Origin of the sequence: Brucella daejeonensis (genome assembly GCF_014199265.1) — a bacterium.
In the GTDB taxonomy this organism is placed as follows: domain Bacteria; phylum Pseudomonadota; class Alphaproteobacteria; order Rhizobiales; family Rhizobiaceae; genus Brucella; species Brucella daejeonensis.
On the sequence record NZ_JACIJG010000005.1, the window covers coordinates 128,442 to 155,123 of the forward strand.

Here is a 26,682-nt window from a genome sequence, read left to right on the forward strand (position 1 = left end):
CGAATTGCGAATTTGCAAAACACGGCACATCATCATGGCACCTAAGAAGCTCTATGTAGGCAGGAAGATTCGCGATATTCGCGAGCAGCATAAGGCGACCCAGTCCGGTTTCGCTGAACGTCTCGGAATTTCAACGAGTTACCTCAATCAGATCGAAAACAATCAGCGTCCGGTTTCTGCCGCTGTTCTGTTGGCGCTTGCCGAGAATTATCAGATCGATATAGGCGCCATTTCCCTTGGTGACGATGACCGGCTGCTTTCAGCTTTTTCAGAAGCCCTGGCTGATCCGGTCTTCGATAATTACAAGCCAAACCTGCAAGAGCTAAAGCTTGTGGCGCAGAATGCCCCCGGTCTCGCCCATGCGCTGATTGCCTGTCATCAGGCTTATCGGCGCAACAGCGAGCAGCTTGCAAGCCTCGACAGCCAACTCGGTCGTGCGCCATCAGTCGCGGAGCCGGCCCCCTATGAAGAAGTCCGTGACTTCTTTCACTTTATCGATAATTATGTGCATGAACTTGATATTGCAGCGGAAAAGCTGGCCAATGAGTTGGAAATCCCGTCACGGGACATCAGTCTGGCACTGCCGCAATATATGGAAGAGCGCTACCGCGTCCATGTTGCCCGAGCCAACCCGGATGAAGCGATTTTACGCCGCTTCGATCCGGTTGCACGGGTGCTTTATCTCAATCCCTATTCGCCCGCTTCGACACGCAATTTCCAGATCGCATTCCAGATTGCGGAACTGGAAATGGAAGAGCTTGTGACGACAATCGCGCGACGCGCGGATTTTCGCTCGGCTGAGGCCGTGGAGATCTGCAAAATCGGATTGCGGAATTATTTCGCCGGTGCGCTGGTCTTGCCTTATCAGACATTTCTTTCAGCGGCGAAGGAGCTGCGCCACGATCTGGAACTGCTGGCCTCGCGTTTTAGCGCAAGCCTGGAGCAGGTTGCGCATCGCCTGAGCACATTGCAACGCTCCGGCCAGCGCGGCGTGCCGGTGTTTTTTGCTCGTATCGACAGGGCGGGGAACATTACCAAGCGCCACAGTGCCGCCAAGCTGCAATTTGCGCGCTACGGCGCGGCCTGTCCGCTCTGGAATGTGCACCAAGCATTCGAGACGCCGGGACGCATCATCCGCCAGCTTGCGGAAACGCCGGATGGCGCGCGCTATCTCTGCGTCGCGACAGAACTTACCAAGAGCGAGGGCGGTTTCCATGCTCCGCAGCGCCGTTATGCAATCGCGCTTGGATGTGAAGTCGCCTATGCGGGGGATTTCGTCTATGCGGATGGGCTGGATATCACCATGCGTTCGGCATTCGATCCGATTGGTGTTTCCTGCCGTATCTGCGATCGGGCCGAGTGCGTCCAGCGTGCCGTGCCGCCGCTGAAAAGCAGGCTGGCGGTCGATCACGACCGCCGTGGAATTCTGCCCTACAGGCTCTTGTAGAGGTCAAAAGCCTGCATGTTCCTTGAGGAACTCGGATTCCTCATGGGTGGTATCGCGTCCCAGTATCGTGTTGCGGTGGGGAAAACGGCCAAAACGTTCGATGATGTCGTGATGCTGGCGGGCATAGCCCAGCGAATATTCGTCGCCCAGTTTTTCATAGAGGTCGATACAGCGCTTCTGATCGCCGAGATGTTCGCTGTGCATGAAGGGCAGATAGAAGAACTGGCGCTGTTCTGCCGATAATTGCCGGTCGAAATCGTGGTCGAGCGCTTGTGCCGCGACATCGCGGGCAAGCCCGTCGCTTTCAAAGGAACGCGGGGAACCGCGGAACATATTGCGCGGAAACTGGTCGAACAGGATGGTGAGCGCGAGCGCACTTTCCGGCTGCTGTTTCCATTGTTCCATCCTGTCTGCGCGCGCGTCTTCGTAGGCAGCCGTGAATTTTTCGCAGATTTCCGCGTCTATTTCGTCGCTCTTGCTGAACCAGTTCTCGCGCATCCTGGTGGAAAACCAGAAATCGAGAACGTCCTTCGGTTCGATAGCCATCATCGGCCTCCTTTTCCGGTTTCTGTCGTTGGGCGCGTCGCGGTCTGATCGGATCAGATCGGCGCGTCTCAGTTTGTTCTAATGCGCATCTTGTCCGAAAACCGTGCCACGCTTTCGGGATGCGCTTTATTGCGCATTTTGCGTCGTACCGTCCGCAGGCGACGGGCAGGGCGGTTCGCCCTTGAGGTTACGCGACATGCAGGCGAATCGGTCAAAGCCCTTGCCTGCATCCATTGCCGCCTTACCGGCGCCGCCGCACCCGGAAAGAACAGCCAGCGATACGAGAATGACAAGCTTTTTCATTGGTATTCCTTCCGAAGCGGACCGCCGCCATTCAAGTGGTGGGAACTTCAAATCTACCACACCAGAGGCGGCAATTAGATTGCGGCGCACCTTAGCCACGACCCCGATAGCTGGGCACATTCTGTTCAGGTATCCAGACATTCTGCGGTGCGGCTCCGGTCTGGTAAAATACATCGATGGGGATGCCGCCGCGCGGATACCAGTAGCCGCCGATACGAAGCCATTCCGGCTCCAGCAGATCGATGAGACGTTTGCCAATCGTGACCGTGCAATCTTCATGAAAAGCACCGTGATTGCGGAACGAAAACAGGAAAAGTTTAAGTGACTTGCTTTCAACCAGCCACTCGCCCGGCACATAGTCGATCACCAGATGCGCGAAGTCGGGTTGTCCCGTCATCGGGCAAAGGGAGGTGAACTCCGGCGCGGTAAAGCGCACGCAATAAGGTGTATCGGCTTGAGGGTTTGCAACGCGTTCCAGAACAGCATCTTCCGGGCGCTGGGGGACAGATGTGCTGGAGCCAAGCTGCGTGAGATCGGAGTATATCGTCTTTTCAGACATTTGCGTGTCTTTCTAAAGCCACGGCACAGCTTTGCAGCGCATTTTGCGCTTATCCTTGTTTTGACCGGGTAGGCTGCGACCGGTGGCGGATTGCCAATGGGTGGAGGATTAACAGGCGCGGTAACATCCGTAAAGCCGCAAAACCCGCGCTGTGAGAGTGCGGGCCGTTGGTAGAAGAATTTGCGGAATTAGCGGCGGTCCGAGGAAATTGCACAGCCGATAGCAATGCCGATCAGAATGCCGACGATGCCCGCGGTGCCAAAAAGCGTCGTGGCCGTCCCCGGATTTTCGCGAACCGTATCCGCGACGGCATGGCCGCGTTCGCGCATGGCCTGGGCAGCGCTACGCACACGCCCTGAAACATCGTCCATCGTATCCTCTGCGCGGTCTCGGAAGTCACCGGAATGTGCGGCGAGCGACCTGGAAAGGCGCTTGAGTTCGGCGCGCATGTCGGCGATCTGCTTTTCGAGAGCCTGTTGAATGTCGTTCGTCATCTTTTCGTCGGCCATTTCCAGTCTCCGTTGAATTGATATCGGAGAAACGGCCAAACTCGAATTCGGTTCCATCGACAGATGGCGCGCATAGCTGAATATTGCGACGTTTTATCAGCGGCGAATGACTATGGAGCCGATCTGTTTCAGCCGCCGGAGCAGCTTTTATCGCGGAAGGGGTAGATGCGGCTTAGTCCGTATCCAACCACGATGCCAAACATCGCCCCGATGGCTTTGAAAACAAAGTCCAGAAACTCGCCGTGACGACCCGGCGCGAGCCGCTGCATAAGCTCAAACGCACCCGCGCAGCCCACGGTCAGCAATAGTACGGCCATCCAATGGCGAGGATAGGCGAGGGCGAACAAAGTGCCTACCATAAAAAATGCCGCGAACCGTTCAAGATCTACCGGCTCGCCTGTGATCGGTCGAAATTGTATCGGGCTGATCGTGACGGCCAGGATGGCGAGAAGCACCAGCCAGGCACAGGCGCGCAAAAATAATTTCATGACGTAACCGGTCTTCTACTCGTCTGTATAATCACCTGCCGGTTCATCCTTGTTGGGGTCGCCGCAGCGTTGATACATCCTGTCCGTTATGGAGGTTTTCAGTCCGTTGCCGAAGGGCAATTCGTAATGTGAAATCACATCGACCCCCATACACCATTTCACATCGTGAGGCGAGAGACCGTAATTCGTTTCGAGAAAGCCGAGGACATAGGTCACACCTTCATCGCATTGTTCGCTCTCACAGAAATTTCCGTCTCTCGCGAGTTGGCGAATCGAGTTCTCACCGATTTTGACCACAATCGGTTCGATTGCAAAAGGAGCGCTCCCCGCTAGCGCGATGACGATAAGTCCGATCAAGGTAAATTTTATCGAGCGCCGCATGAATCGCCATTCTTTATTGTTCGATGCAAGCTCATAACGCATGAGTGGCAACATGATGGCAAGCCGCATTCGGTGAAAATGGCTGGCGCAGCGAGCTAGTTCCTATCAAATTGAAATCATGGCCTGTTTCGCCGGTAATATGATCATGAGCCGGTTCAGAATTCCGGCAGTTTCATCGGTCTCGCGAAGGAAAATCAGATCGTTCGCCGAAAGCTGTTGCGCGACGCAAATTGTTTCAAAAATTCTCAATTTTTCTCCCAATATAGCCAGATGTATTTTAGTCGTATCGGTTTAATGTTGACTTTTACGTAAATGCAGGAGCACAACATCAGTCCGCTTGGTAGACGGTAGGAATGGTGCGGTGCGTGAATATTATACGATCACAGAGCTGACGCGAGAATTCGGTATCTCAACGAGGACGTTGCGTTTCTATGAAGACGAGGGATTGATCTCTCCTGTCCGACGTGGGCGCACGCGGCTTTTCCGACCTTCCGACCGCCATCTCGTGAAGCAGATTCTGCGCGGCAAGCGGCTGGGCTTTTCCATCGCGGAGATCCATGAAATCATCCAGATGTATCGCGAGCCGCCCGGTGAAACGGGGCAGCTCAAACTTCTTATGAAGCGCATAGAGGAAAAGCGTCACGATCTCCGGCAGAAGCGACGCGATATAGATGAAACACTCGGCGAACTCGATCAGATCGAAGAATCCTGTATCGAGCGTCTTGCCGAGCTTGGCGTGAATACCTAGTGGATTTTTTGAATTTGACGTTTGAATCCCGATTGAATGAGATGCCGTTTCAAACATCAAATTCAATCCACTAAAGCGTGTCGGATACAATCATATTCAGACGACACGCTTTGAGTTTTTGTTTTGACGCATGTCTCCCGAAACCGGTTCCCCCTTTCGGGAGACATGCTCTGGAACGCGTCTCGATCTGCTTGAACCAGATCAGCGCTCTAATCTCTGGTTTCGTCAGGCACAGGCGAGCACATCTGTGCGATATCCCGGACTTCGCTACTGTTCTGCTGGTCGATCTTTCCCGTGAACACGTCATCGAACAGGTTCGCCTTGTCCAGTTCGCTCACCACACAGCCGCAAAATTGCCTGCAAAGCTGCTCGCTTCCATTCTGCGTGCAGGCTGCGACGCAGGATTGCGTGAATGCTTCTCTCGGCGCGGGCCGGGCTGGTGGCATGAGCTGGGAGAACACGTAGATCAGTGCGATCAGAACCGGCTGGTGAATGAGATAGAATGCCAGACTGTGCTTGCCGATGAAGGTAAGCGGCTTTTCGATGGACTCGTTTCCGATCCCTCCAGCCAGTAGTTTCAGCCAGCCGAATCGTTGGAAAATGCGCGCGGTCGCTATGCCGATCAGAACGGCTCCGAACCACGGGAAAAGCGGTACATAATCGTTTGAGCGCGGCGCGACAGTTGAAAGGCCGACCCAGCTCAAGATGGCATGATTGAATATATCGGCGCGCGCATAGAGCGGTGCGCTGATAACGAATGCAGCGACGGCAAGCGTTGCGACAGCCGGCAGATGCAGAAAGAGAAGCCCGAGCACGCTCGCCAAGGCGATCTGGTGAAGTATGCCGAAGAAGATGAAGCTATCCGGCGACATATACCATGTGACGGCTGATATTGCGGCGGCCGCTGCAACGATCTGCACCAGCCTTTTGTTCATGGGCTTCCAGCGGATGGCATTGCCATGCGCCAGCACCAGACTGAAGCCGACAAGAAACAGAAAGCTCGATGCAATGCAGCGGGCGAAGAGCTTCCATCCGCCATGGGCGGTCGTGGCGGGGGCCATATAGCCAAAAAATTCAAGGTCCCAGCCGAAATGATAGATTGCCATCGCGATCAGTGCGATTGCGCGCGCAAGGTCGATACGCCCCAGTCGAGCGGCAGGTTTGGTATCCGTTGTCGTGGTGATAGACATGGTTCCTTCCGGCTGGATAGCGTGCGATTCCACGCGATTCTCTAACACACCCGCGTGCCGCGCTATAGTATTCCGCCGAACACGGATTCGTGGTCATGGGAGCGTGAGGGCAAATCTTGCTGTTGGAGAAGCCGTTTGTTTTATAGCCTTTCGAAGATATTCTGGCTGTTTTTTCAACCTGTTAGCATTCTCTTCCTTCTTGTTTTCGTTGCTTTTATGGCGGTGTGGCGCGGTTTTTATCGTGTGGGGATGTGTATACTCGTTTTTGCGGCAACCTTTCTGTTCCTTGCTTCCTTCACTACCGTTGGAGCGCTTATGCTGGCTCCGCTGGAGGATCGTTTCGCCAGGCCGGATACGTTGCCTGCCCATGTGGATGGAATCGTCGTTCTGGGCGGTTATATGAACGGTGATATCAATGCGGGGCGGAAAGGCTTCGAACTGAATAGCGCGGCCGACCGCATTTTCGAAGCAATACGGCTGGCGAGGCTCTATCCCGACGCCCGTGTCGTCATCTCCGGGGGAAAGGGTGGTTTCTTTGAGGAGACCGTTCCTGAGGCCGACAGTACCCACCAGATGCTGGGCGATCTGGGGTTTTCGGGAGAGCGCTATATCTATGAAAACAAATCTCGCAACACGGTGGAGAATGCGCTTTTTTCCAAAGCGTTAGCTCAGCCGAAGCCGGGCGAAACATGGCTTCTGGTAACTTCGGCCTATCATGTGCCGCGTGCAGTCGGTTGCTTTCGCAAGGCTGATTTCGATGTGGTCGCCTGGCCCGTGGATTATAAAACCCGCGCTCGCGAATATTTTAGAATCTATCTGGAATCTCCGAACGATGCTCTTTCCCGATTCAGTGTCGCGATGCGTGAATGGGTCGGCCTTGCCGCCTACAGGTATGCGGGAAAGACAGATATGCTTCTGCCTCAACCCTGATGCCCCATTTTTGCCGCCACTTTAAAGCTTTTGTTAAGGTTGTTGAAAGTTAACTAATTGATTAAAAACAGCTTTCCATATCGATTGGCGACCGTCGCAAATTTTCTGCCGTAATTCGGCCGTTTTTCATCGTTGCGTTTCGTCGATCACGAAGCTATATGTCTGGTAACAGCGTTGTGAAGGACGCTGCCAAAAAGAGTTGCACAACAAGGTTGCCAAAATTTCCATGGACGAAACCGTTCAAAAATCCTGCTGGGGCGTTACGCTCTGGGCAGTTGTTGGTCTCGCTGCAGTTATCCTCATGGCCTATCTGTTCTCCGTCTAGCAGCTGGATGGAGTTGCGTATTTCGGAAATTTGATGCCGCATTTCGGCATTCCGTTTGCGTCGATCCTTTCCTACACTTATCTGATAGGAATGCACGGTTTCCGTGCGTTGACGGTTTTTCCGATTCTGTCTGGAATGGACAATCGGGCGAGCTGCCGATAGTGCTGTGAGTAGGGATCAGTCGGCCGTTTGGCCGGTTGCAGAAGGTGTGGAATGTTTCTGTCGGTTTTCGATCTTTACAAGATTGGCATTGGTCCATCGAGTTCGCACACGATGGGCCCGATGACTGCGGCGCGCATGTTTCTCGATGAAATCATCGGCGGAAACTGGCCCCGGCCGGCGCATTCAAGAATCCATCGCCTGAAAGCGAGCCTGCACGGATCGCTGGCCTATACGGGCGTGGGACATGCGACGGACCGCGCTGTGATATTGGGGCTGTGCGGCCATCTTCCCGATACGATTGATCCCGACATCATGGATGCGGAGATCGAGAAGGTGTTCGCTGAGAAGAAGGTGAAACCGGATGGGCATCCGGCTTATCGGTTCGATCCCAAGTCCGATCTCGTGATGGACCGGAAGACGCCCTTGCCCGGCCATGCCAACGGAATGGCTTTCTCTGCCTTTGACGTTGACGATAATCTTCTGTTGCGCCGTGCATATTTTTCCATCGGCGGCGGTTTCGTCGTTACCGAAGAGGAATTGAGCCGGGTCCAGCGCGGCGGTGCGAGGCAGGATGTTAAGGCCGATGTGCCGTTCCCGTTCCGCAATGCCGCCGAAATGCTCGAAATGGCGCGCGAAAGCGGCAAGTCGATCGCGGAAATGAAGCGAGCCAATGAAGAAAAGCACATGGCTCGCAATGACCTCGATACGGGTCTTGATCGCATCTGGGGTGCGATGCGCGGCTGTATCGAGCGTGGCCTGAGTCGTGACGGTATCATGCCGGGTGGCCTGAATGTCCGCCGTCGGGCGCGGCAGCTTCATGACAAGCTTCAGGACGACTGGCGCAACAATCGCAGCAATCCACTCATGGCGAATGATTGGCTGTCGGTCTATGCCATGGCTGTCAACGAAGAAAATGCCGCTGGCGGCAGGGTGGTAACCGCTCCCACAAACGGTGCGGCAGGCGTCGTGCCGGCGGTCCTGCGCTATTATCTGCATTTTCACGATGATGCCGATCAGAAGGGTATTAGAGATTTCCTTCTGACATCGGCTGCCATCGGTGGGGTCATCAAGCACAATGCCTCGATTTCCGGCGCTGAAGTTGGCTGTCAGGGTGAGGTCGGTTCTGCTTCTGCAATGGCGGCGGCTGGTCTGGCGGCGGTTCTTGGCGGCTCGCCGGAACAGATCGAAAATGCAGCCGAGATCGCACTTGAACACCATCTTGGGATGACCTGCGATCCGGTAGCGGGGCTCGTTCAGGTGCCTTGCATCGAACGTAATGCGCTTGGCGCTGTGAAAGCCGTTACGGCCGCGTCGCTGGCGGTCAAAGGCGATGGCAAGCATTTTGTGCCGCTTGATGCCTGTATCGAGACGATGCGCCAGACCGGGCACGACATGAGCGAGCGCTATAAGGAAACCAGTCAGGGCGGTCTCGCTGTGAACGTCGTGGCCTGTTGATTTGCGAGCTCGGCCGCATATATGCCGATGCATCGGGGGATTGCTGCGCTTCAGGCTTGAAGCGCGCATTCGTCTTGGCTAAATCAGCTTTATGGCTCTCAACCTCGTCAAGCTTTGTGTCGGCTGCGACAGTATCGAAGATCTCGCAGCATGGATCGATTTCCGCCTTGCGGAGCAGCGCGCTGCCGGTCTTATGCCGGAACAGTTCCATACGACACGCATGGTGCCGAAGCGTATGGATGAATTGCTTGCGGGCGGTTCGCTCTACTGGGTTATCAAGGGAAACGTTCAATGCCGCCAGCGTTTGCTGGATGTGCGCCCCTTTACCGATGCTGAGGGCGTCAACCGCTGCCACCTCGTTCTTGAGCCGAAGATTATTCCCACCGAATGGCAGCCGCGCCGAGCATTTCAGGGCTGGCGTTACCTGAATGAAAACGAAGTCCCGCGCGATGAAGCTGCCGGTAAAGCGGGCAGGGCCGCCCTGCCGGCGGAACTGCGTCAGGAATTGGCTGCGCTTGGGTTGCTTTAGAGACTAAACAAGTCGGGAAAAGCGAAAAGGCCCGCCGGGTGGTTCCCGGCGGGCCTTTTCGTTCGGACCAATATTGTATCAGTCATCGATGGTCAGGCGAACGGAAACCCTGTCGTGGTTCACCGGCAGCGTCATGCGCATGGAGGCCCGGGGCTGCGCCAGGCGCTTGTTGCGGGCCGCATGGCAGACAAGCAAGCCGACCAGGTCACGTGTCTGGAAACCGGCGCCGCGTCTTACGTCGGCGATCTTCGAAGCCGCCTGCTTCAATCCCTGCACCGAGAACAGAGCGCCTAATGCAGAAGGCTTTTCCTCATCATAGGCCCAGTCGACGGTTCTGAACGGCGATTGACCGAAAGTTTCTCTCATATTCGACATCTCGAAACCCTCTACGCACTACAAATTCGGGTTTGAAGCTGGAAAGCAGGGAACGAATTCCCTCGCTTTCGACTAAAGCGTGTCGCGCTCAATCATATTCAGGCGGCACACCTTAAGTTTTTTTGACGCATGTCTTTATCCCGAAACCGGTTCCCACTTTCGGGAGACATGCTTTAGTTCGCGACGGCGTAACAGCCGAAGTTTTTCTTCTTCAATGAAGCGCAGGCATCCCATGCAGCCTGCTTGGAACTGAAGCCTACGAATCGGGCACGATAGAAAGTGGCGTTGCCCTTGTTGAAGGTTTCTGTATAGGGCGATGCCGCACGCAATGTGCCGCTGGCCGTGGCGGATGCCTTGGCAAGCACGTCGCGGGCCTGCCCCTCACTCGGCAAGGAGCCGATCTGAATGGCCCATCCTCCGGAAACCGGGGCGGATGCGGTGGTAACCGGGTCGACATCCTGAGCCTGCGCAGACGGAATTGCAGCCTTGGGCGTTGGGCGTACGGCGGCTTGCGCGGCGAGAGCCGCCGGGCGGGTCGTCGGAGCGACCAGAGCCAGCATCTGCGGTTCGTCCCTGTCGCCTTCGCCGATAACGTCTTCGACTGCTGCAACCTGACGCGAAACCGGCACCGGCGCGTGCCTGGCCTTGGGAAGATCGATTGAAGCGACGACCTGAGGAGCATCGTTGCGCATTGCGATCAACGGTTCAGCGTTACGGCTGCGAGTGGCCTTTGGTAGATACTTGCGGACGAGTTCAACCACATGGGCATCGCGAGCAACTGCCGTATTGCCGCCCATCACGACGGCAATCACACTGCGCCCGTCTTGCTGAACGGATGTGACAATATTGAAACCGGAGGCATTGGTGTAGCCGGTCTTGATGCCGTCTGCACCTTTAACCCGATCGAGCACGCGGTTATGTCCGCGGATGGTCTTGCCACGATAGGCAAAGGAACGGCGCGAGAAGTAATCGAACTCACGCGGGAAATGCTGTCGCAGTGCAATACCCAGAAGCGCCATGTCGCGCGCCGTGGAATGCTGAGCCATATTGGGCAGGCCGGAAGCGTTGCGGAACGTAGTGTTGCGCATACCAAGGCGACGGGCCTTTGCTGTCATCATCTGCGCGAAACGCTCTTCCGAACCGCCGAGATATTCACCGACTGCGGTCGCGGCGTCGTTCGCCGATTTGGTGACCATGCCCAGGATTGCATCTTCGGCACGGATGGTCTGTCCGGGACGAAAACCGAGCTTGGTTGGCGGACGAGACGCCGCATAGGCCGAGATCGGAATGCGCGTATCCTTGGTAATTCGACCGGCGTGCATTGCTTCGAACAGCATATACAGGGTCATCATTTTCGTGAGCGAGGCCGGATAACGCTGCGTATCCGCTTTTGCGGCGAAAAGCGTTTTGCCATTGTTCGCATCGATGACGATTGCGGCGTATTTTTTGCTGGCTGCTATTGCCGGCTTCGTTGTCGAGGCCGTCGAGCACCCCGTTACCACTGCCAAAAGGAGGGTGGCTTGTGCCGCTCTTTTCAAGGCGTATGCGACTTTACTAAATGCGGTACGCACGATGATGACCTACCTGTATTCCAGATTTTTTGGACTGCGGCACAAATGGCACACAGTGTCTAATTCGGTCATCCTAATGCTATCAGCGTTACCAATCCGTTTATGGTAACCGCTCCGTTCATAAATTTTGGAAAAAAATTGAGGCCGCAATTTCGAGGAAGCTGGGATCCGAATGGTGCAGGAGGCCACAGCGCACGAATATGCGATGAGGAGCGAGGAAAATTATCCGGGCGGGACGGGCGGAAAAAAACTCGCTTGCGCGAGTTTAGTTTTGCCGCCTTTTAAGGGGGAAGAGGAACCCGCGGCCTAGAAAAAACAGCTAGGTTCTGAAAATATTCTTTTAATAGCTTTTATGTGTATTGCTGATTATCCAATTGCAGCGACATTATAGTAATTTCCAAGGGGCGCGAAACGGCAAATTGTTACCCGTTCATGTTTGGGTGAGTTTTGGTCGTCAATTATTGTGATCTATATTATATGAATTGAATATTTTTCACCGTTTCGCGTGTAAATTGTTTTATCGCTGTCTTGGGGTAGCTTCATATAAGTGTGACAAGCTTCATTATTGCAATAAGTCCCGGTTGCAAGTGGCAATGAAGGGCTTAAAATCACCACATGACGACCTACATAATAGGGCAAGCAGGGCCAGACAGATGGGCATTCGGGTTACAGGTATCATGAGGCATCTCGATACAGTCATGCAGAGCAAGACCGATGGCGGGAATGGTCCGGAAAACGGTACCGTTGTGGTTACGCGCACTCAGCCGAAGACCAAGAGACCCAGCCTCTACCGTGTCCTGCTCCTTAATGACGATTACACTCCGATGGAGTTCGTTGTTCATGTCCTGCAGCGTTTTTTCCAGAAGAACCAGGATGATGCCACGCGCATCATGCTGCATGTTCACAATCATGGTGTCGGCGAGTGCGGCGTATTTACTTATGAGGTCGCCGAAACCAAAGTCAGCCAGGTCATGGATTTCGCCCGCCAAAACCAGCATCCGCTGCAATGCGTGATGGAGAAAAAGTGAGGTCATATGCCATCGTTCTCCCCCAGCCTTGAAAGGGCTCTGCATCAAGCCCTCACAATAGCAAACGAGCGGCATCACGAATATGCGACGCTCGAACACCTCCTGCTTGCCTTGATCGATGATCAGGATGCGGGCGCAGTGATGCGCGCCTGCAGCGTCGATCTTGAGCATCTGAGGCGTGTCGTGACCGACTATATCGATCGCGAACTCGACAATCTCGTTACCGGCTACGATGAGGATTCCAAACCGACCGCCGCCTTCCAGCGCGTTATTCAGCGCGCGGTTATCCATGTGCAGTCGTCCAATCGTGAGGAAGTCACGGGCGCCAATGTACTCGTCGCCATCTTTGCCGAACGGGAAAGCCACGCTGCTTACTTCCTGCAGGAACAGCAGATGACCCGTTACGATGCCGTGAATTATATTTCGCACGGCATTTCGAAGCGTCCGCAAGGCAACGAGGCTCGTCCGCCCCGTGGAGCCGAGAGTCCGAGCGAGGAACGCGCAAGCGGCGAGCAGGAAGAAAGTGCAAAGAAAAAGCAGGACGCTTTGTCCGCTTATTGCATCAATCTGAATGAAAAGGCCAAAGCCGGACGAATCGATCCGCTGATCGGTCGCGATAGCGAAATCAACCGGACGATCCAGGTTCTGTGCCGCCGTTCCAAGAACAATCCACTTTATGTCGGCGATCCCGGCGTCGGCAAGACCGCCATCGCGGAAGGTCTTGCCAAGCGGATTGTCGAGGGGCAGGTGCCCGAGGCTCTGGCCGATGCGACGATTTTCTCGCTCGATATGGGCACGCTTCTGGCCGGCACCCGCTATCGCGGCGATTTTGAAGAACGCCTGAAACAGGTCGTGAAGGAGCTTGAGGAGTTTCCGGGTGCGGTCCTGTTCATTGACGAGATTCATACCGTCATTGGTGCCGGCGCTACTTCCGGCGGTGCAATGGACGCATCCAACCTGCTGAAACCCGCGCTTTCCTCTGGCGCGATCCGTTGCATCGGTTCGACGACCTATAAGGAATATCGCCAGTTCTTCGAAAAGGATCGTGCGCTTGTACGCCGTTTCCAGAAGATCGATGTCAACGAGCCATCGATCCCGGATACGATCGAAATCATGAAAGGGCTGAAGCCTTATTTCGAGGATTTCCACAAGGTCAAATATACGGTCGATGCCATCAAATCGGCGGTGGAACTGTCGGCGCGCTATATTTCGGATCGCAAGCTGCCCGACAAGGCAATTGACGTGATCGACGAAACCGGCGCGAGTCAGATGCTTCTGCCGGAAAACAAGCGCAAGAAGACTATCGGCGTGAAGGAAATCGAAGCGACCATTGCGACGATGGCCCGTATCCCGCCCAAATCGGTATCGAAGGATGACGAGCAGGTTCTGTCGCATCTGGACGCCGAGCTGAAGCGGGTCGTCTACGGTCAGGACCTTGCCATCGAGGCGCTTTCGGCGTCGATCAAGCTGGCTCGCGCCGGCCTGCGGGAACCGGATAAGCCCATCGGTTCCTATCTGTTCTCTGGCCCGACTGGCGTCGGCAAGACGGAAGTTGCCAAGCAACTGGCGAGTTCGCTTGGTGTGGAACTCCTGCGTTTCGACATGTCGGAATATATGGAGCGCCATACCGTCTCGCGGCTGATTGGTGCACCTCCCGGCTATGTCGGCTTCGATCAGGGCGGTCTTCTGACCGACGGTGTGGATCAGCATCCGCATTGCGTGCTTCTGCTCGACGAGATCGAGAAGGCTCACCCGGACCTGTTCAATATTCTGCTGCAGGTGATGGATCACGGTTCGCTGACCGATCACAACGGCAAGAAGATCGATTTCCGTAATGTGATCCTGATCATGACCACTAATGCAGGCGCATCGGACATGGCAAAGGCGGCAATCGGCTTCGGCTCGACGCGGCGCGAAGGCGATGACATGGAGGCGATCAACCGGCTCTTCACGCCGGAATTCCGCAATCGTCTCGATGCCATCATTCCGTTCGGTCCGCTGCCGGTTCCGGTCATTCATCAGGTCGTTCAGAAGTTCGTTCTCCAACTCGAAGCCCAGCTTGCAGAACGCGGAGTTACCTTCGAACTGACTGAAGGCGCGATTGCATGGCTTGCCGACAAGGGTTACGACGAGCGTATGGGCGCGCGTCCGCTGGGTCGGGTTATTCAGGAGCACATCAAGAAGCCTCTGGCGGACGAAGTGCTGTTCGGAAAGCTCAAGCATGGCGGCACGGTTCGTGTGGACGTCGTGACCAAGCCGGACGGCAAGACCGATCTTTCGCTCGAAAGCGTGTCTGACAAGCCGGTCAATCCGAAGAAGGATATTCCGGCTGACAAGAAACTACCGCAGCGCAAGAAGGCTGCTCCGAAAAAAGCGGAGAAGGAAAAAGTGCTGGCGGGCAGGGGAGATACTGCGCCGAAAGCGTCGACTCCCAAGTCTTCCGTACCGAAGGTACCACGTAAGAAGTAATCAGGAAAAAGGCCCTTTTCGAGGGCCTTTTTTTCGATAACCTGATCATATCTGAATGTTTTCAACTCAAATTCGTGAATATCGGATGCCACTTTCTGAGCAGTTGTTCTAACGTGGACGCATGTCACCGATTCATTCCAGCCAACCCGCAGCCCCTGGTTTAGAAGATCATCGTCGCATTCGGTGGTTTCTGCGTGGGGGGGCGCGAATTTGCAGCATTCCCGCAGTCTTGTTGATGAGTTCGTTCATCGGGTTTTCGGGACTTGCGATAGAAAGCGGTATCTCCGTTGCCCAGGCGGTGTTCATGACGCTCACAATCTGGGCCTTGCCAGCGAAAGTCGTGCTGATCGGTGCGATCAGTGCCGGCGTAAGTCTTCCTGCCATAGCCCTTGCCGTGGGGCTGTCGTCGGTGCGCCTGATGCCAATGGTCATTGCGCTTCTGCCGGAACTACAGGGACCGAAAACGCGCAAGCTCACACTGGCCGTGCTTTGCCATTTTGTCGCTGTCACAGCCTGGGTCATGGCCATGGAAGAGCTGCGCCGGATACCCCGCGATATGCGCACGAGCTACTTTGCGGGGATCGGTACAGTTCTGGTTGGGACGAACGCGCTGGTGGTGGCGATCGTCTATTCACTTTCGGCATCTTTCCCGCCGATTGTTTTTGCCGCACTTTTCCTGCTGACGCCGATGTATTTCCTGACTTCGCTCTGGCGTTCAGCCAGGGAGTTGGCAGGACAGATTGCAATGATCGCAGGGATAGTGCTGTTCCCGCTCTTTCATTACCTGGCGCCGGGCTACGATCTTTTGATCATCGGCCTTCTCGGCGGGCTGATCGCTTTCATGTTTCATCGATATCGTCGGGAGCCACAGCAATGACCTGGGACAGCTTTTCCGGCTGGTGGTGGCCATATCTGTTCATCTTGCTGGCCGGTGCGTTGCCGACCTATTTTTTTCGGGTGATTGGCGTTGTGGTTGGCGGTCGGGTCCGGGAGGATTCCGAGGCGCTTGTGCTTGTGCGTTGTATTGCGACGGCGCTGGTCGCGGGCGTTATCGCTCAGCTCATTCTCTACCCAAATGGCGAACTGGCGAGTTCACCGATCTGGCTGCGTATCGGTTCCGCGGCCGCAGGATTTGCCGCCTTTCTTGCAAGTGGCAAGCGTTTGCTTGTCGGTATTGCCGTTGCGGAAATCCTGCTCGTGGCCGGTCTGCTTACAATTTGAATATTTGAATCTTTTCAGAGTGCTGCGCGAATTTTTTCAGCGTTTGCTGAAAGAACTGCGGGGTCTTCCATCTGTCCAGTATGAGGCTTGAGCGCGACGCCTTCGAAGCGTGGGATGACGTGAAAATGCAGATGATAGACAGTCTGGCCGGAGGCTGGTTCGTTGAACTGCATGATTGTGACGCCATCGGCATCGAATGCTTTTTTAACGGCTTGAGCGATCTTCTGCACGGTCTGAATGGCTTCCGCGAGTGTTTCCGGCTTGGCATCGAGCAGATTGCGCGACGGTGCCTTGGGCACCACAAGCGTGTGGCCGGTGCCTTGTGGCATCACATCCATGAAAGCCACGACATCGTCCGTTTCATAAACACGCGTTGACGGAATCTCACCGCGGATGATTTTGGCGAAGATATTGGTGTCGTCATAGGTGGCGGACATGCGATTCTCTCCAATGGGAATTATTGCCGGATCAGACCTTATCGGATCGTGTCCGGCAAGATGGTCAGACCGGGCTTGCCCGATAGGGCGAGTGTTCTTCCAGAGCAGACTGAATCTGCTCCATTTCGCGGCGCTCATGTTCCAGATAGTCGCGGATCGCATTTCGGAAACCGTCATGAACGATGTAGTGTGCGGAGTGCGTGGTTACAGGCACATAGCCGCGTGCGATCTTGTGCTCCCCCTGCGCTCCGGCTTCAACGATGCGAAGTTTACGGTCAATGGCGAAGTCTATCGCCTGATGGTAGCAGACCTCAAAATGCAAATAGGGATGATCCTCGATGCATCCCCAGTGGCGACCGTAAAGCGTGTCCGCACCTATGAAATTGATAGCGCCCGCTATGTAGCGTTCGTCGCGTTCTGCCATCACGAGCAGAATGTCCTCCGCCATGCTTTGGCCTATCAGGGAAAAGAATTCGCGGTTCAGGTAGGGGCGGCCCCATTTGCGGCTACCTGTGTCCATGTAGAAGGCGAAGAAATCGTCCCATATTGCTTCGGTCAGATCGCTGCCCGTCAGCCAGTCGATCTGGATGCCGTTCGACAGTGCTTCCCGGCGCTCCCTTTTAAGTGCTTTGCGCTTGCGGGATATAAGCTCTTCCAGAAAATCATCGTAGCTTGAAAAGCCTTTGTTATTAAAGTGAAACTGCTGATCGGTTCGATGGAGAAATCCGGCCCGCTCCAACGCTGTGATTTCTTCGGGGCGGGCAAATGTGACATGCGCCGACGATACGCCGCTTTGATCGGTCAGTTCCCGCAATCCGCCTGCCAATGCCAGGCGAACCGGCTCGGCATCATAGCCGATGTGATTAAGCAGTCGCGGACCGGTCGCGGGCGTAAAGGGAACAGCCGCCTGATATTTCGGATAGTAGCGGCCTCCGGCCCGTTCGAATGCATCCGCCCATCCATGGTCGAAAACATATTCGCCCTGGCTGTGGCTTTTCAGATAGTTGGGTACGGCTCCTATGAGATGCCCTTTATCGTCCTCAAGGCGCAAGTGGCGCGGAAGCCAGCCTGCCTGCCGCGAAACGGAACCGGATTTTTCCAGGGCCGATAGAAATTCATGCGTGATGAACGGATTATAATCCGTGTCCTGCCGGGAAGCCCCGACAAGACTGTTCCATTCGTCCGCCGTGAAATCGCTGATACCCTCAACGACACGGAGAGCGAAGCTCTGTTCATTTCGCGGGTCTTCGTGGTTCACCGCTGTTCCTTTACGGCTATCGTGCCCGGTTTGGGGCGCTCAGCCTGCCATCGTCAAGCGACAAGGGCGCGTGGGTCAAAGCCTTCGAACGTGATCTGATCGACATTGAGGTCGCTGTGCTTTTGCATCTCGCGGTCGCGGACAGTCCAACTGATCACCGGCATGTTCAGTCTTTCCCGAACGAAAGTGACGAACGGATTGGGCAGATGATGCACATTGTAGGACACGAAGGAAATATCGTGCGCAAGCATCGAGAAATGTCTTTCGAAATCCTCAGTGCGTGTACCTTCCGCGGTCAGGCCACCGGGAATTCCCGGAGCGTCCGAACTGAACCGCCGGATCAGGTGATGATCGAAAGACATGATCGCGGCTTCGCCCTTATAGGAGGCGAGTTCTTTGGCAACCGCGGCGACCAGACCGTCGTCACGCCCTTCGATGCCTTTGAGTTCAATGACCAGCGGCACACGGCCATCGACGAGATCAAGCATCTGGCGAAGCGTCGGCGCATGATCGGCAGTTCCGCCAATCGTCAGCGCAGTGGCTTCCGCCAGCATCAGATCGCTGATGCGGCCCTCGCGCCCGGCGAGGCGTTTCAGGTCATCGTCGTGGAAAACAACGACACCGCCGTCACGTGTCAGGTGCACGTCGCATTCGATGGCGAAACCGGCCCTGGCCGCCGCATCGAATGCCGAAAGTGTATTCTCCCAGCGGTGCTTATTGAGGTCGTGTAAGCCGCGATGGGCGATTGGACGCTTTTTGATCCAGTCGATGGCGGACATATCAGGCTACCTCGATGATCGCTTCGACCTCGACCGGGGCATTGAGGGGCAGGCTTGCGACGCCTACGGCGGAGCGTGCGTGTTTACCGGCATCACCCAGAACGGCAACGAGCAGATCGGACGCACCGTTGGCTACGAGATGTTGTTCCACGAAATCGGGAGTGGAAGATACGAAAACGGTAATTTTCACGATCCGCTTGATGCGATTGAGGTCGCCGAGTGCGGCCCTGGCCTGTGCAAGAATGTTGACGGCGCAGGCTCGCGCTGCGACCTGACCTTCGGCGACCGCCAGCTTGTCACCGACCCGACCGGTATGCACCAGCTTGCCATCCTCCAGCGGCAATTGCCCCGATGTGAGCAAAAGCGGGCCGGTTTGCGCAAAGGGCACGTAGTTTGCGGCGGGTGCTGCGGCGACGGGCAAAGATATGCCCAGATTTTTTAGGCGGCTGTCGATCGTGTCGGTCATTACATTAATCCTTGCTTACAAAGGTACTTCTCGATCCAATTATATGGAGAATCGGTGAAGCTTTTGGGAAGGGTGCTTTTTTTGCCTCGCTTCCGCCACGAGTTTTTTTATCATGCTCGTCAACTCATCGGGAGATTCATGTATGCGTTTTGTCAGGTCGGGTTTTAGAGTTGCTGTGGCTGCGTGCGTCTGGACTGGATTTGCAGGCGCCGCCACTGCTGCTTCAACGGTAACGCTGGTTCCACATCGCGCAGTTTACGATCTGACACTTGATCGCGCCGACGAAAAATCGGGAATCAGCGGTTTGACGGGCCGCATGGTTTATGAGTTCAACGGATCGGCCTGCGAAGGCTACACGACCAATTTCCGTTTCGTGACGCGGATCGACATGGACGAGCAGCCGCAGCGTGTAACCGATCAGCAGACAACCACCTTCGAGGGGAGCAACGGCAAGAGCTTCCGGTTCGTCAACAAGACATTCGTCGACAAGGAGCTCATCAAGGAAGTCCGGGGCGATGCCAAGCTTGAAAGCGGCAAGACTGTCGTCGAGCTGAGCAAGCCGAAAGAAAACAAGCTCGATCTCCGGGCGACACAGTTTCCGACCGGGCATATGGAAGAGCTGATCGGCAAGGCCGAAGCTGGCCAGAAATTCTACCAGACGTCGCTTTTCGATGCTTCCGAGGATGCCGACCGGGTCGTTGCCACGACGGTTGTCGTGGGCAAGGAACAGGCTCTGGCGGACGATGAAGCCAAAGTCATGGGGCAATTCTCGAAAGATCGGGTATGGCCTGTAACGATCGCTTATTTCGATGATAAGGAAAAGCAGGACGGGCTGCCGATCTACCGCATCAATTTCAAGCTTTACCGCAATGGCATCACGCGCGATCTGACGATGGACTACGGAGATTTCTCCATGCGTGGAAAACTGGTCAAGCTGGACGTTTACGATATGGCGAAGCAGGGTGCGTCCTGCAAATGATGTGCTGATTTTGCGTGCCAGCCTGTCGGTTTGATACTATATTGGGCGGGCGACTTGCAATTTGTGGCGCGATCGGTTAACAGCGCGCCTATTCCACACACGGGATTGGGCTTTTGTCGGGAGAAATCCGGCAAAAACCTCCGGTGGCGAGAGATCGCCTCAGCCCGTGGAGGTTAAACCGGAAAAGGAAAATAAAGATGGCATTGCCTGATTTCAGCATGCGCCAGCTTCTGGAAGCTGGTGTTCACTTCGGCCACCAGACCCATCGCTGGAACCCGAAGATGGCTCCATACATTTATGGTGACCGTAATAATATCCACATCCTCGATCTGTCCCAGACCGTTCCTCTGCTGCATAGTGCGCTGAAGGTCGTTTCGGATACCGTTGCTCGCGGCGGTCGCGTTCTCTTCGTCGGTACGAAGCGTCAGGCTTCGGACATCATTGCCGATGCAGCCGCTCGTTCGGCCCAGTACTACGTCAATGCCCGCTGGCTCGGCGGCATGATGACCAACTGGAAGACGATCTCCAACTCGATCCAGCGTCTGCGCAAGCTCGACGAGCTTCTGGCTGGCGAAGCCCAGGGCTTCACCAAGAAGGAACGCCTGAACCTCGAGCGCGAGCGTGAAAAACTCAATCGCGCCCTTGGCGGCATCAAGGACATGGGCTCGGTTCCCGACCTGATGTTCATCATCGATACCAACAAGGAAGCAATCGCGATCCAGGAAGCCAAGCGTCTTGGCATTCCGGTTGTTGCCGTGATCGACTCGAACTGCGATCCGGACCAGATCGACTATCCGATCCCGGGCAACGATGACGCCGCTCGCGCGATCGCTCTCTATTGCGATCTGGTTGCACGCGCTGCCATCGACGGCATTGCTCGCCAGCAGGGCGCAATGGGCATCGACGTTGGCGCACAGGCCGAAACTCCGGTCGAGCCAGCCCTCGAAGCTCCGGCTGAAGGCGCGTAATCAGCGCTTCTGATTTCATCCATCCGTCATATCCTTGATAAGGCGGATGGATAATCCCGTTTCATTCCGGCGCAAGATCGTGATTCCGGGGCGCAATGCCCGGACGGAATGGCGATCCGGCAAGACAGGCGCCGGTTAAAAGTTGGCACACCCTCCGGTGTGCCTTCGCTTTCGTGAAAGGCGACACAATGAGCATTTCCGCATCTCAGGTTAAAGAACTCCGTGAACTGACAGGCGCCGGCATGATGGACTGCAAGGCCGCTCTTGCAGAAACCAATGGCGATATCGAGGCTGCTGTCGACTGGCTGCGCGCCAAGGGTATTGCCAAGGCCGACAAGAAGGCTGGCCGCACGGCTGCTGAAGGTCTGGTAGGCGTTGCAACTTCCGGCAACAAGGCTGTTGTCGTTGAGGTCAACTCCGAAACCGATTTTGTTGCACGCAACGATGCGTTCCAGGATCTGGTCCGCAAGATCGCTCAGGCAGCGCTCTCGACCAATGGTTCGACGGAAGCCGTTGCTGAAGCAAACATTGAAGGCAAGTCCGTCACCCAGGCTGCCAAGGACGCGGTTGCAACCATCGGTGAGAACATCAGCTTCCGCCGTTCGGCCGCTCTCGAAGTCTCGCAGGGTGCCGTTGCTACATACGTCCACAATGGCGTTTCTGACGGTCTCGGCAAGCTTGGTGTTCTGGTTGCCATCGAAACCGCTGGCGATGCGGAAGCTGCAAGCGCGTTCGGTCGTCAGGTCGCAATGCACGTTGCCGCCATCAACCCGCTCGCCCTGACCGCCGAGGACGTCGATCCGGCCGCTGCAGAGCGCGAAAAAGCGATCTTCATCGAGCAGGCCCGCGAATCCGGCAAGCCGGACAACATCATCGAAAAGATGATCGAAGGCCGTATGCGCAAGTTCTACGAAGAAGTCGTGCTTCTGTCGCAGTCTTTCGTCATCAATCCCGACCTGACGGTTGCAGCCGCCCTCAAGGAAGCTGAAAAGACCATCGGTGCACCGGCCAAGATCACGGGCTTTGCCCGTATCGCTCTCGGTGAAGGCATCGAAAAGGAAGAAAGCGATTTCGCTGCGGAAGTGGCCGCTGCCGCCAAGGGCTGATCGCTCGTTTTGCAGCGCGTCCTGTCCCAAAAGGCCGGTTTCCGCTTTTGGGGATGCGCTGATCGCCTGAAAAGGCTTTTGATTATGAAGGGCATCGCGTGACAACGCGATGCCCTTCGTGTATCGGAACCTCACTATAAACCAATCGTTCAAGATCATCGGAGAGCATTCATGTCTGGCAAGCCCGCCTATAAGCGCGTCCTTTTGAAAGCTTCCGGTGAAGCGCTGATGGGCAGCCAGGGCTTCGGCATAGATGTGTCCGTCGCTGATCGTATCGCCAATGATATCAAGCAGGCGCGTTCCCTCGGCGTGGAAGTGGGCGTGGTGATCGGAGGCGGCAATATTTTTCGCGGCGTTGCGGTGGCGTCAAAGGGGGGAGATCGTGTAACCGGCGACCATATGGGGATGCTCGCGACGGTGATCAATTCGCTGGCGCTGCGCACCTCGCTGCACAAGATCGGCGTAGATGCAATCGTTCTGTCTGCGATAGCGATGCCCGAAATCTGCGAGAGTTTCTCCCAGCGGCAGGCAACTGCCTATATGGATGAGGGCAAGGTCGTCATCTTTGCCGGCGGCACGGGCAATCCCTTCTTCACCACCGACTCGGCTGCCGCGTTACGCGCAGCGGAAATCGAAGCCGATGCACTTTTGAAGGGCACTCAGGTGGATGGCATCTATTCGGCCGACCCGAAAAAAGACCCGAATGCGACCCGCTTTGAAAGCCTCACCCACAAGGAAGTTCTCGATCGCGGGCTTGCGGTTATGGATACCGCCGCTGTTGCCCTTGCGCGTGAGAACAACATTCCGATAATAGTCTATTCCATCCATGAAAACGGCGGCTTGGCCGAAATTCTGCAAGGCAAGGGGCGCTGCACGATTGTTTCCGATAACTGATCGACCCTTGCTGCGTATCGAAGGAGAAAACACATGAGTGATGCTTTTGACATCAACGACCTGAAACGCCGCATGGAAGGCGCTGTAAACTCTCTGAAACACGATCTGGGCGGTCTGCGTACTGGCCGGGCTTCGGCAAGCCTGCTGGAACCGATCACCATCGAAGCCTATGGCTCAACCATGCCGATCAATCAGGTTGCCAACATTACGGTGCCTGAGTCGCGTATGCTTTCGGTTTCCGTTTGGGACAAGAGCATGGTCGGCGCGGTGGAACGGGCAATCCGCGACTCCGGTCTTGGCCTCAACCCGATCACCGACGGCATGACACTACGTATTCCGTTGCCGGAACTGAACGAGCAGCGCCGCAAGGAACTCGTCAAGATCGCGCATCAATATGCCGAACAGGGCCGTATCGCTGCGCGTCACGTTCGCCGCGACGGTATGGATACGCTGAAAAAGCTGGAGAAGGACAGTCTGATCAGTCAGGATGAAAGTCGTGTTCTGTCTGAGAAGGTCCAGAAGCTGACCGACGACACCATTGCTGAAATGGATAAGATCGTTGCAGTCAAGGAAGGGGAAATCATGCAGGTCTAGACCCTGCATGATTTTCATTGAAGGAGAGCTTCGCCATGTCCGATCCGCGCCACATCGCCATTATCATGGATGGCAATGGCCGTTGGGCGAAGGCGCGCAGCCTGCCGCGCAGCGCCGGGCATCGCGCCGGGGTCGAAGCACTTCGTGAAACGGTGAGGGCAGCCGGTGATCGCGGTCTCGGCTACCTGACGCTGTTTGCCTTTTCTTCGGAGAACTGGTCGCGTCCAAGCGGCGAGGTGAATGACCTCCTCGGTTTGCTGAAAATTTTCATTCGCCGCGATCTGGCGGAACTTCACCGTAACAATGTGCGTGTCCGCATCATCGGTGCACGTGAGGAACTTGCCTCCGATATTCGCGCATTGTTGAGCGAAGCGGAAACGCTTACGCATCGCAATACAGGTCTCAACCTCGTCATTGCTTTCAATTACGGTTCGCGCGACGAAATCTTGCGGGCAGTACAGAGTCTGGCGCGTGACGTCGCGGCCGGACATCTCGATCCGTCATCTATTTCAGCCGAACTTATCGCCGCCAATCTCGATACGGCCGGAATGCCCGATCCCGACCTCATCATTCGTACAAGCGGCGAGATGCGTCTGTCGAATTTTCTGCTGTGGCAGGCCGCATATTCCGAATTTTTGTTTTTACCCATTCATTGGCCGGATTTTCGTCCGGCCGATCTGGATGCAGCCTACGAGACCTTCCGTCAGCGCGAACGCCGTTTCGGCGGTGTCGAGGCGCGAGCCGGTCTCGAGGGTTGCGAAGAAGAAATCGTATGCCCTTCGACCAAGGGGGCGGCAGTTTAACGCGGCGCAAGCCAGTCCGTCGAAAGGTCACAATGTCCAATCTGCAAACCCGCATCCTTACCGCCATTGTGCTTGGTGCAGTCGCCTTGTGGCTGACCTGGATCGGCGGCGTGGGTTTCACGCTGTTTTCGATCGTGATCGGATTGGCGATGTTCTATGAATGGACCGGCTTGACGGCGTCCAGACAAACCTCCTTTTCGAGATCGTTCGGTTGGGGCTGGCTGGTTCTTACGGGCGTTCTGCTCGTTCTGGATCGCGGTGCTTTGCTCACGATTGGCGTCTTGCTTGCCGGTGTTGTCGTCCTTTTGGCGACACAGTGGAAGACTGGGAGGGGCTGGCCCGCGACCGGCCTTTTTTATGCCGGCTTCTCTGCGATTTCACTCTCGCTGTTACGAGGCGATGAGCCTTTCGGGTTTACGGCAATCATTTTCCTTTTTGCCGTGGTATGGGCCACGGATATTGCAGCCTATTTCAATGGCCGCGCCTTGGGAGGCCCGAAACTCGCTCCTCGTTTTTCACCCAACAAGACCTGGTCGGGTGCGATTGGCGGTGCCGTTGCGGCAGTTGCCGGCGGCATTCTGGTCGCTTCGCTCGTGGCTGCGCCTGGCAATTGGGTCGTGCCGCTTCTTGCGCTTTTGCTGTCGGTGATTTCGCAGATAGGCGACCTTGCCGAGTCATGGGTAAAGCGCCAGTTCGGAGCAAAGGATTCGGGCCGTTTGCTGCCGGGCCATGGCGGAGTGCTCGACCGCGTTGACGGGCTGGTAGCGGCTGCCGCACTTTTGTACCTGTTCGGTGCAATTTTTGCCGAGCCGGATATCCCGTCTGCAATTTTCTTCAGTTTCTAATCGAATGATACAATGGCAGACAGGCCGGCACGTGCATCGAGTTTCAGCCTGAGAGCGTTACGTAAGGAGTAGTGATTTGCAGGAAACGTTGGCCTTCTTTCTGGGTAGCGAAAGCCTGCTCGTCGGGACTCTTATTCCATTTCTTTTCGTTTTGACCGTTGTGGTCTTCGTTCATGAGATGGGCCATTATCTGGTGGCGCGCTGGTGCGGTATCGGCTCCGAGGCGTTTTCCATCGGTTTCGGACCTGAACTGATCGGCTTTACCGATCGGCGGGGAACACGCTGGAAAGTTTCGGCCATACCGCTCGGCGGGTATGTGAAGTTCATCGGCGACGAGAGCGCGACAAGTTCTCCCGTGGGGGTGGATACCGCAGCGTTAAGCGACGATCAGCAGCGAATGGCATTTCATACCCAGCCGGTGTGGAAGCGTGCGGCGACGGTTTTTGCGGGACCTGCCTTCAATATCATTCTGACGGTTGTGATCTTCAGTTTCTTCTTTGCGCTTTACGGGCGCCAGATATCCGATCCGCTGATTGCAGGCGTTCAGCCGAACAGCCCGGCTGCTGCTGCGGGATTTCAGGCCGGGGACCGGTTCGTCAGCGTCGAGGGGGAGAAGATCACGACTTTCGCGGATGTTCAGCGGATTGTTTCGGGCCGAGCTGGCGACCAGTTGCGTTTTACCGTCGAACGCGACGGCAAGACGGTTGATCTTCAGGCTACTCCGGCAATCGTGGAGCGTACCGATCCGCTTGGCAACAAGATCAAGCTGGGCGCTATCGGAGTAGAGACGACGGAGGCTGTGGGGAATTTTCGCCGTGTCGAATATGGTCCGCTCGAATCAGTCGGGCAGGCCGTTCTGGAAACAGGCCATATCATCAGCCGCACGGGAGAGTTTTTCCAACGCTTCGCCGTCGGGCGCGAAGACAAATGTCAGCTCGGCGGTCCGGTAAAGATCGCGAACATGGCCGGCAAGGCTGCAAGTCAGGGATTTGACTGGCTCATTCAACTGATGGCCATGCTGTCCGTAGGGATCGGGCTTTTGAACCTGTTTCCATTGCCTCCGCTGGATGGCGGGCATCTGGTTTTCTATGCGGTCGAGGCAATCAAGGGCAGCCCCTTGTCGGCGGCGGCACAGGAAATTTTCTATCGCGTGGGTTTCCTGATTGTTATGGGTTTCATGGGGTTCGTACTTTTCAACGACCTTTTTGCCTGCTAGATGACTCTTCGACAGGCTCAGGCGGGATATTGGGGATCGGTGCGAACGGGAGAGTTCCGGTCGGCCAACCGCAGTGACGCAACGCTTCATGCGATGAGGCG

The 26,682-nt window shown here is 55.8% G+C and carries 30 protein-coding genes; 17 read left to right on the forward strand and 13 right to left on the reverse strand.

Annotated elements, in window-relative coordinates; all coding sequences use genetic code 11:
• Window positions 1–34 precede the first annotated feature (34 nt).
• Window positions 35–1,447 carry a helix-turn-helix domain-containing protein gene (locus tag FHS76_RS08040; RefSeq protein WP_183650490.1) on the forward strand — a complete coding sequence of 471 codons (1,413 nt, stop codon included), beginning with the start codon at window positions 35–37 and terminating at the stop codon, window positions 1,445–1,447.
• A 3-nt stretch (window positions 1,448–1,450) separates the two neighbouring features.
• Here the strand turns inward: FHS76_RS08040 and FHS76_RS08045 are convergent, their stop codons facing one another.
• The 6 genes from FHS76_RS08045 to FHS76_RS08070 all read right to left on the reverse strand — a co-directional run bounded on the left by FHS76_RS08045 (window position 1,451) and on the right by FHS76_RS08070 (window position 4,233).
• Window positions 1,451–1,993 (reverse strand): DUF924 family protein, encoded by a 543-nt coding sequence (locus tag FHS76_RS08045; protein WP_183650492.1) that lies wholly within the window; start codon window positions 1,991–1,993, stop codon window positions 1,451–1,453.
• A 126-nt stretch (window positions 1,994–2,119) separates the two neighbouring features.
• Window positions 2,120–2,296 (reverse strand): hypothetical protein, encoded by a 177-nt coding sequence (locus FHS76_RS08050; protein ID WP_183650494.1) that lies wholly within the window; start codon window positions 2,294–2,296, stop codon window positions 2,120–2,122.
• A 91-nt stretch (window positions 2,297–2,387) separates the two neighbouring features.
• The gene (gene queF, locus FHS76_RS08055) at window positions 2,388–2,855 is read right to left on the reverse strand and encodes a preQ(1) synthase (RefSeq protein ID WP_183650495.1); all 468 of its coding nucleotides are present in this window, start codon (window positions 2,853–2,855) and stop codon (window positions 2,388–2,390) included.
• Window positions 2,856–3,043: 188 nt separating this feature from the next.
• Window positions 3,044–3,364: a DUF883 family protein gene (locus FHS76_RS08060; RefSeq protein WP_183650499.1), complete on the reverse strand. Its 321-nt coding sequence runs from the start codon at window positions 3,362–3,364 to the stop codon at window positions 3,044–3,046.
• A 128-nt stretch (window positions 3,365–3,492) separates the two neighbouring features.
• Window positions 3,493–3,852 carry a VanZ family protein gene (locus FHS76_RS08065; RefSeq protein WP_183650501.1) on the reverse strand — a complete coding sequence of 120 codons (360 nt, stop codon included), beginning with the start codon at window positions 3,850–3,852 and terminating at the stop codon, window positions 3,493–3,495.
• A 15-nt stretch (window positions 3,853–3,867) separates the two neighbouring features.
• On the reverse strand, window positions 3,868–4,233 hold the full coding sequence (locus FHS76_RS08070) for a hypothetical protein (RefSeq protein WP_183650948.1): 366 nt from the start codon (window positions 4,231–4,233) through the stop codon (window positions 3,868–3,870).
• 361 nt (window positions 4,234–4,594) lie between these two features.
• Here FHS76_RS08070 and FHS76_RS08075 point away from each other — a divergent pair, with 361 nt between their 5' ends.
• The gene (locus tag FHS76_RS08075) at window positions 4,595–4,981 is read left to right on the forward strand and encodes a MerR family transcriptional regulator (protein WP_183650504.1); all 387 of its coding nucleotides are present in this window, start codon (window positions 4,595–4,597) and stop codon (window positions 4,979–4,981) included.
• 209 nt (window positions 4,982–5,190) lie between these two features.
• On the opposite strand, the gene FHS76_RS08080 is transcribed toward FHS76_RS08075, so the two are convergent.
• Window positions 5,191–6,171 carry a heparan-alpha-glucosaminide N-acetyltransferase gene (locus FHS76_RS08080; RefSeq protein ID WP_183650507.1) on the reverse strand — a complete coding sequence of 327 codons (981 nt, stop codon included), beginning with the start codon at window positions 6,169–6,171 and terminating at the stop codon, window positions 5,191–5,193.
• Window positions 6,172–6,306: 135 nt separating this feature from the next.
• Here FHS76_RS08080 and FHS76_RS08085 point away from each other — a divergent pair, with 135 nt between their 5' ends.
• From FHS76_RS08085 to FHS76_RS08095, 3 genes are all read left to right on the forward strand, one after another.
• The gene (locus FHS76_RS08085; protein WP_183650951.1) at window positions 6,307–7,101 is read left to right on the forward strand and encodes a YdcF family protein; all 795 of its coding nucleotides are present in this window, start codon (window positions 6,307–6,309) and stop codon (window positions 7,099–7,101) included.
• Between the two features lie 538 nt (window positions 7,102–7,639).
• Window positions 7,640–9,043, forward strand: coding sequence for an L-serine ammonia-lyase (locus tag FHS76_RS08090; RefSeq protein ID WP_183650510.1), 1,404 nt, complete (start codon window positions 7,640–7,642; stop codon window positions 9,041–9,043).
• Between the two features lie 91 nt (window positions 9,044–9,134).
• Window positions 9,135–9,572 (forward strand): DUF1489 family protein, encoded by a 438-nt coding sequence (locus tag FHS76_RS08095; RefSeq protein ID WP_183650513.1) that lies wholly within the window; start codon window positions 9,135–9,137, stop codon window positions 9,570–9,572.
• Between the two features lie 78 nt (window positions 9,573–9,650).
• On the opposite strand, the gene FHS76_RS08100 is transcribed toward FHS76_RS08095, so the two are convergent.
• Both FHS76_RS08100 and FHS76_RS08105 read right to left on the reverse strand, forming a co-directional pair.
• The gene (locus FHS76_RS08100) at window positions 9,651–9,947 is read right to left on the reverse strand and encodes a hypothetical protein (protein ID WP_183650516.1); all 297 of its coding nucleotides are present in this window, start codon (window positions 9,945–9,947) and stop codon (window positions 9,651–9,653) included.
• A 173-nt stretch (window positions 9,948–10,120) separates the two neighbouring features.
• On the reverse strand, window positions 10,121–11,518 hold the full coding sequence (locus FHS76_RS08105) for an SPOR domain-containing protein (RefSeq protein ID WP_183650519.1): 1,398 nt from the start codon (window positions 11,516–11,518) through the stop codon (window positions 10,121–10,123).
• A 677-nt stretch (window positions 11,519–12,195) separates the two neighbouring features.
• On the opposite strand from FHS76_RS08105, the gene clpS reads away from it, so the two are divergent.
• The 4 genes from clpS (at window position 12,196) to FHS76_RS08125 (ending at window position 16,236) form a co-directional block, all read left to right on the forward strand.
• Entirely contained in the window at window positions 12,196–12,546 is a 351-nt protein-coding gene (gene clpS, locus FHS76_RS08110; RefSeq protein ID WP_183650521.1) for an ATP-dependent Clp protease adapter ClpS, read from the forward strand.
• A gap of 6 nt (window positions 12,547–12,552) precedes the next feature.
• Window positions 12,553–15,015: an ATP-dependent Clp protease ATP-binding subunit ClpA gene (gene clpA / locus FHS76_RS08115; RefSeq protein WP_183650523.1), complete on the forward strand. Its 2,463-nt coding sequence runs from the start codon at window positions 12,553–12,555 to the stop codon at window positions 15,013–15,015.
• A 121-nt stretch (window positions 15,016–15,136) separates the two neighbouring features.
• Complete coding sequence (locus FHS76_RS08120) at window positions 15,137–15,892, forward strand: AzlC family ABC transporter permease (protein WP_183650525.1); 756 nt, start codon at window positions 15,137–15,139, stop codon at window positions 15,890–15,892.
• On the forward strand, window positions 15,889–16,236 hold the full coding sequence (locus FHS76_RS08125) for an AzlD domain-containing protein (RefSeq protein ID WP_183650527.1): 348 nt from the start codon (window positions 15,889–15,891) through the stop codon (window positions 16,234–16,236). The genes FHS76_RS08120 and FHS76_RS08125 overlap by 4 nt, the downstream gene beginning before the upstream one ends.
• A 14-nt stretch (window positions 16,237–16,250) precedes the next feature.
• On the opposite strand, the gene FHS76_RS08130 is transcribed toward FHS76_RS08125, so the two are convergent.
• From FHS76_RS08130 to FHS76_RS08145, 4 genes are all read right to left on the reverse strand, one after another.
• On the reverse strand, window positions 16,251–16,673 hold the full coding sequence (locus FHS76_RS08130) for an HIT family protein (RefSeq protein WP_183650529.1): 423 nt from the start codon (window positions 16,671–16,673) through the stop codon (window positions 16,251–16,253).
• Window positions 16,674–16,737: 64 nt separating this feature from the next.
• Window positions 16,738–17,931 carry a GNAT family N-acetyltransferase gene (locus tag FHS76_RS08135; RefSeq protein WP_183650530.1) on the reverse strand — a complete coding sequence of 398 codons (1,194 nt, stop codon included), beginning with the start codon at window positions 17,929–17,931 and terminating at the stop codon, window positions 16,738–16,740.
• 53 nt (window positions 17,932–17,984) lie between these two features.
• The gene (locus FHS76_RS08140; protein WP_183650533.1) at window positions 17,985–18,710 is read right to left on the reverse strand and encodes a glycerophosphodiester phosphodiesterase; all 726 of its coding nucleotides are present in this window, start codon (window positions 18,708–18,710) and stop codon (window positions 17,985–17,987) included.
• 1 nt (window position 18,711) lies between these two features.
• Window positions 18,712–19,176: a RidA family protein gene (locus FHS76_RS08145; protein WP_183650535.1), complete on the reverse strand. Its 465-nt coding sequence runs from the start codon at window positions 19,174–19,176 to the stop codon at window positions 18,712–18,714.
• A 142-nt stretch (window positions 19,177–19,318) separates the two neighbouring features.
• Between FHS76_RS08145 and eipB the strand changes: the two genes are divergently transcribed.
• The 8 genes from eipB to rseP all read left to right on the forward strand — a co-directional run bounded on the left by eipB (window position 19,319) and on the right by rseP (window position 26,581).
• Entirely contained in the window at window positions 19,319–20,155 is an 837-nt protein-coding gene (gene eipB, locus FHS76_RS08150; RefSeq protein ID WP_183650539.1) for a cell envelope integrity protein EipB, read from the forward strand.
• A gap of 197 nt (window positions 20,156–20,352) precedes the next feature.
• A complete protein-coding gene (rpsB, locus tag FHS76_RS08155) occupies window positions 20,353–21,123 on the forward strand; it encodes a 30S ribosomal protein S2 (RefSeq protein ID WP_183650543.1) in 771 nt (256 codons plus the stop codon).
• Window positions 21,124–21,311: 188 nt separating this feature from the next.
• Entirely contained in the window at window positions 21,312–22,229 is a 918-nt protein-coding gene (gene tsf / locus FHS76_RS08160; protein WP_183650546.1) for a translation elongation factor Ts, read from the forward strand.
• A 171-nt stretch (window positions 22,230–22,400) separates the two neighbouring features.
• Window positions 22,401–23,123: a UMP kinase gene (pyrH, locus tag FHS76_RS08165; protein ID WP_183650549.1), complete on the forward strand. Its 723-nt coding sequence runs from the start codon at window positions 22,401–22,403 to the stop codon at window positions 23,121–23,123.
• 33 nt (window positions 23,124–23,156) lie between these two features.
• Complete coding sequence (gene frr / locus FHS76_RS08170) at window positions 23,157–23,717, forward strand: ribosome recycling factor (RefSeq protein WP_183650552.1); 561 nt, start codon at window positions 23,157–23,159, stop codon at window positions 23,715–23,717.
• A 35-nt stretch (window positions 23,718–23,752) separates the two neighbouring features.
• A complete protein-coding gene (locus FHS76_RS08175) occupies window positions 23,753–24,520 on the forward strand; it encodes an isoprenyl transferase (protein ID WP_183650555.1) in 768 nt (255 codons plus the stop codon).
• 32 nt (window positions 24,521–24,552) lie between these two features.
• Window positions 24,553–25,365: a phosphatidate cytidylyltransferase gene (locus FHS76_RS08180; RefSeq protein ID WP_183650558.1), complete on the forward strand. Its 813-nt coding sequence runs from the start codon at window positions 24,553–24,555 to the stop codon at window positions 25,363–25,365.
• A 76-nt stretch (window positions 25,366–25,441) separates the two neighbouring features.
• Window positions 25,442–26,581, forward strand: coding sequence for an RIP metalloprotease RseP (rseP, locus tag FHS76_RS08185; protein WP_183650561.1), 1,140 nt, complete (start codon window positions 25,442–25,444; stop codon window positions 26,579–26,581).
• Window positions 26,582–26,682 lie beyond the last annotated feature (101 nt).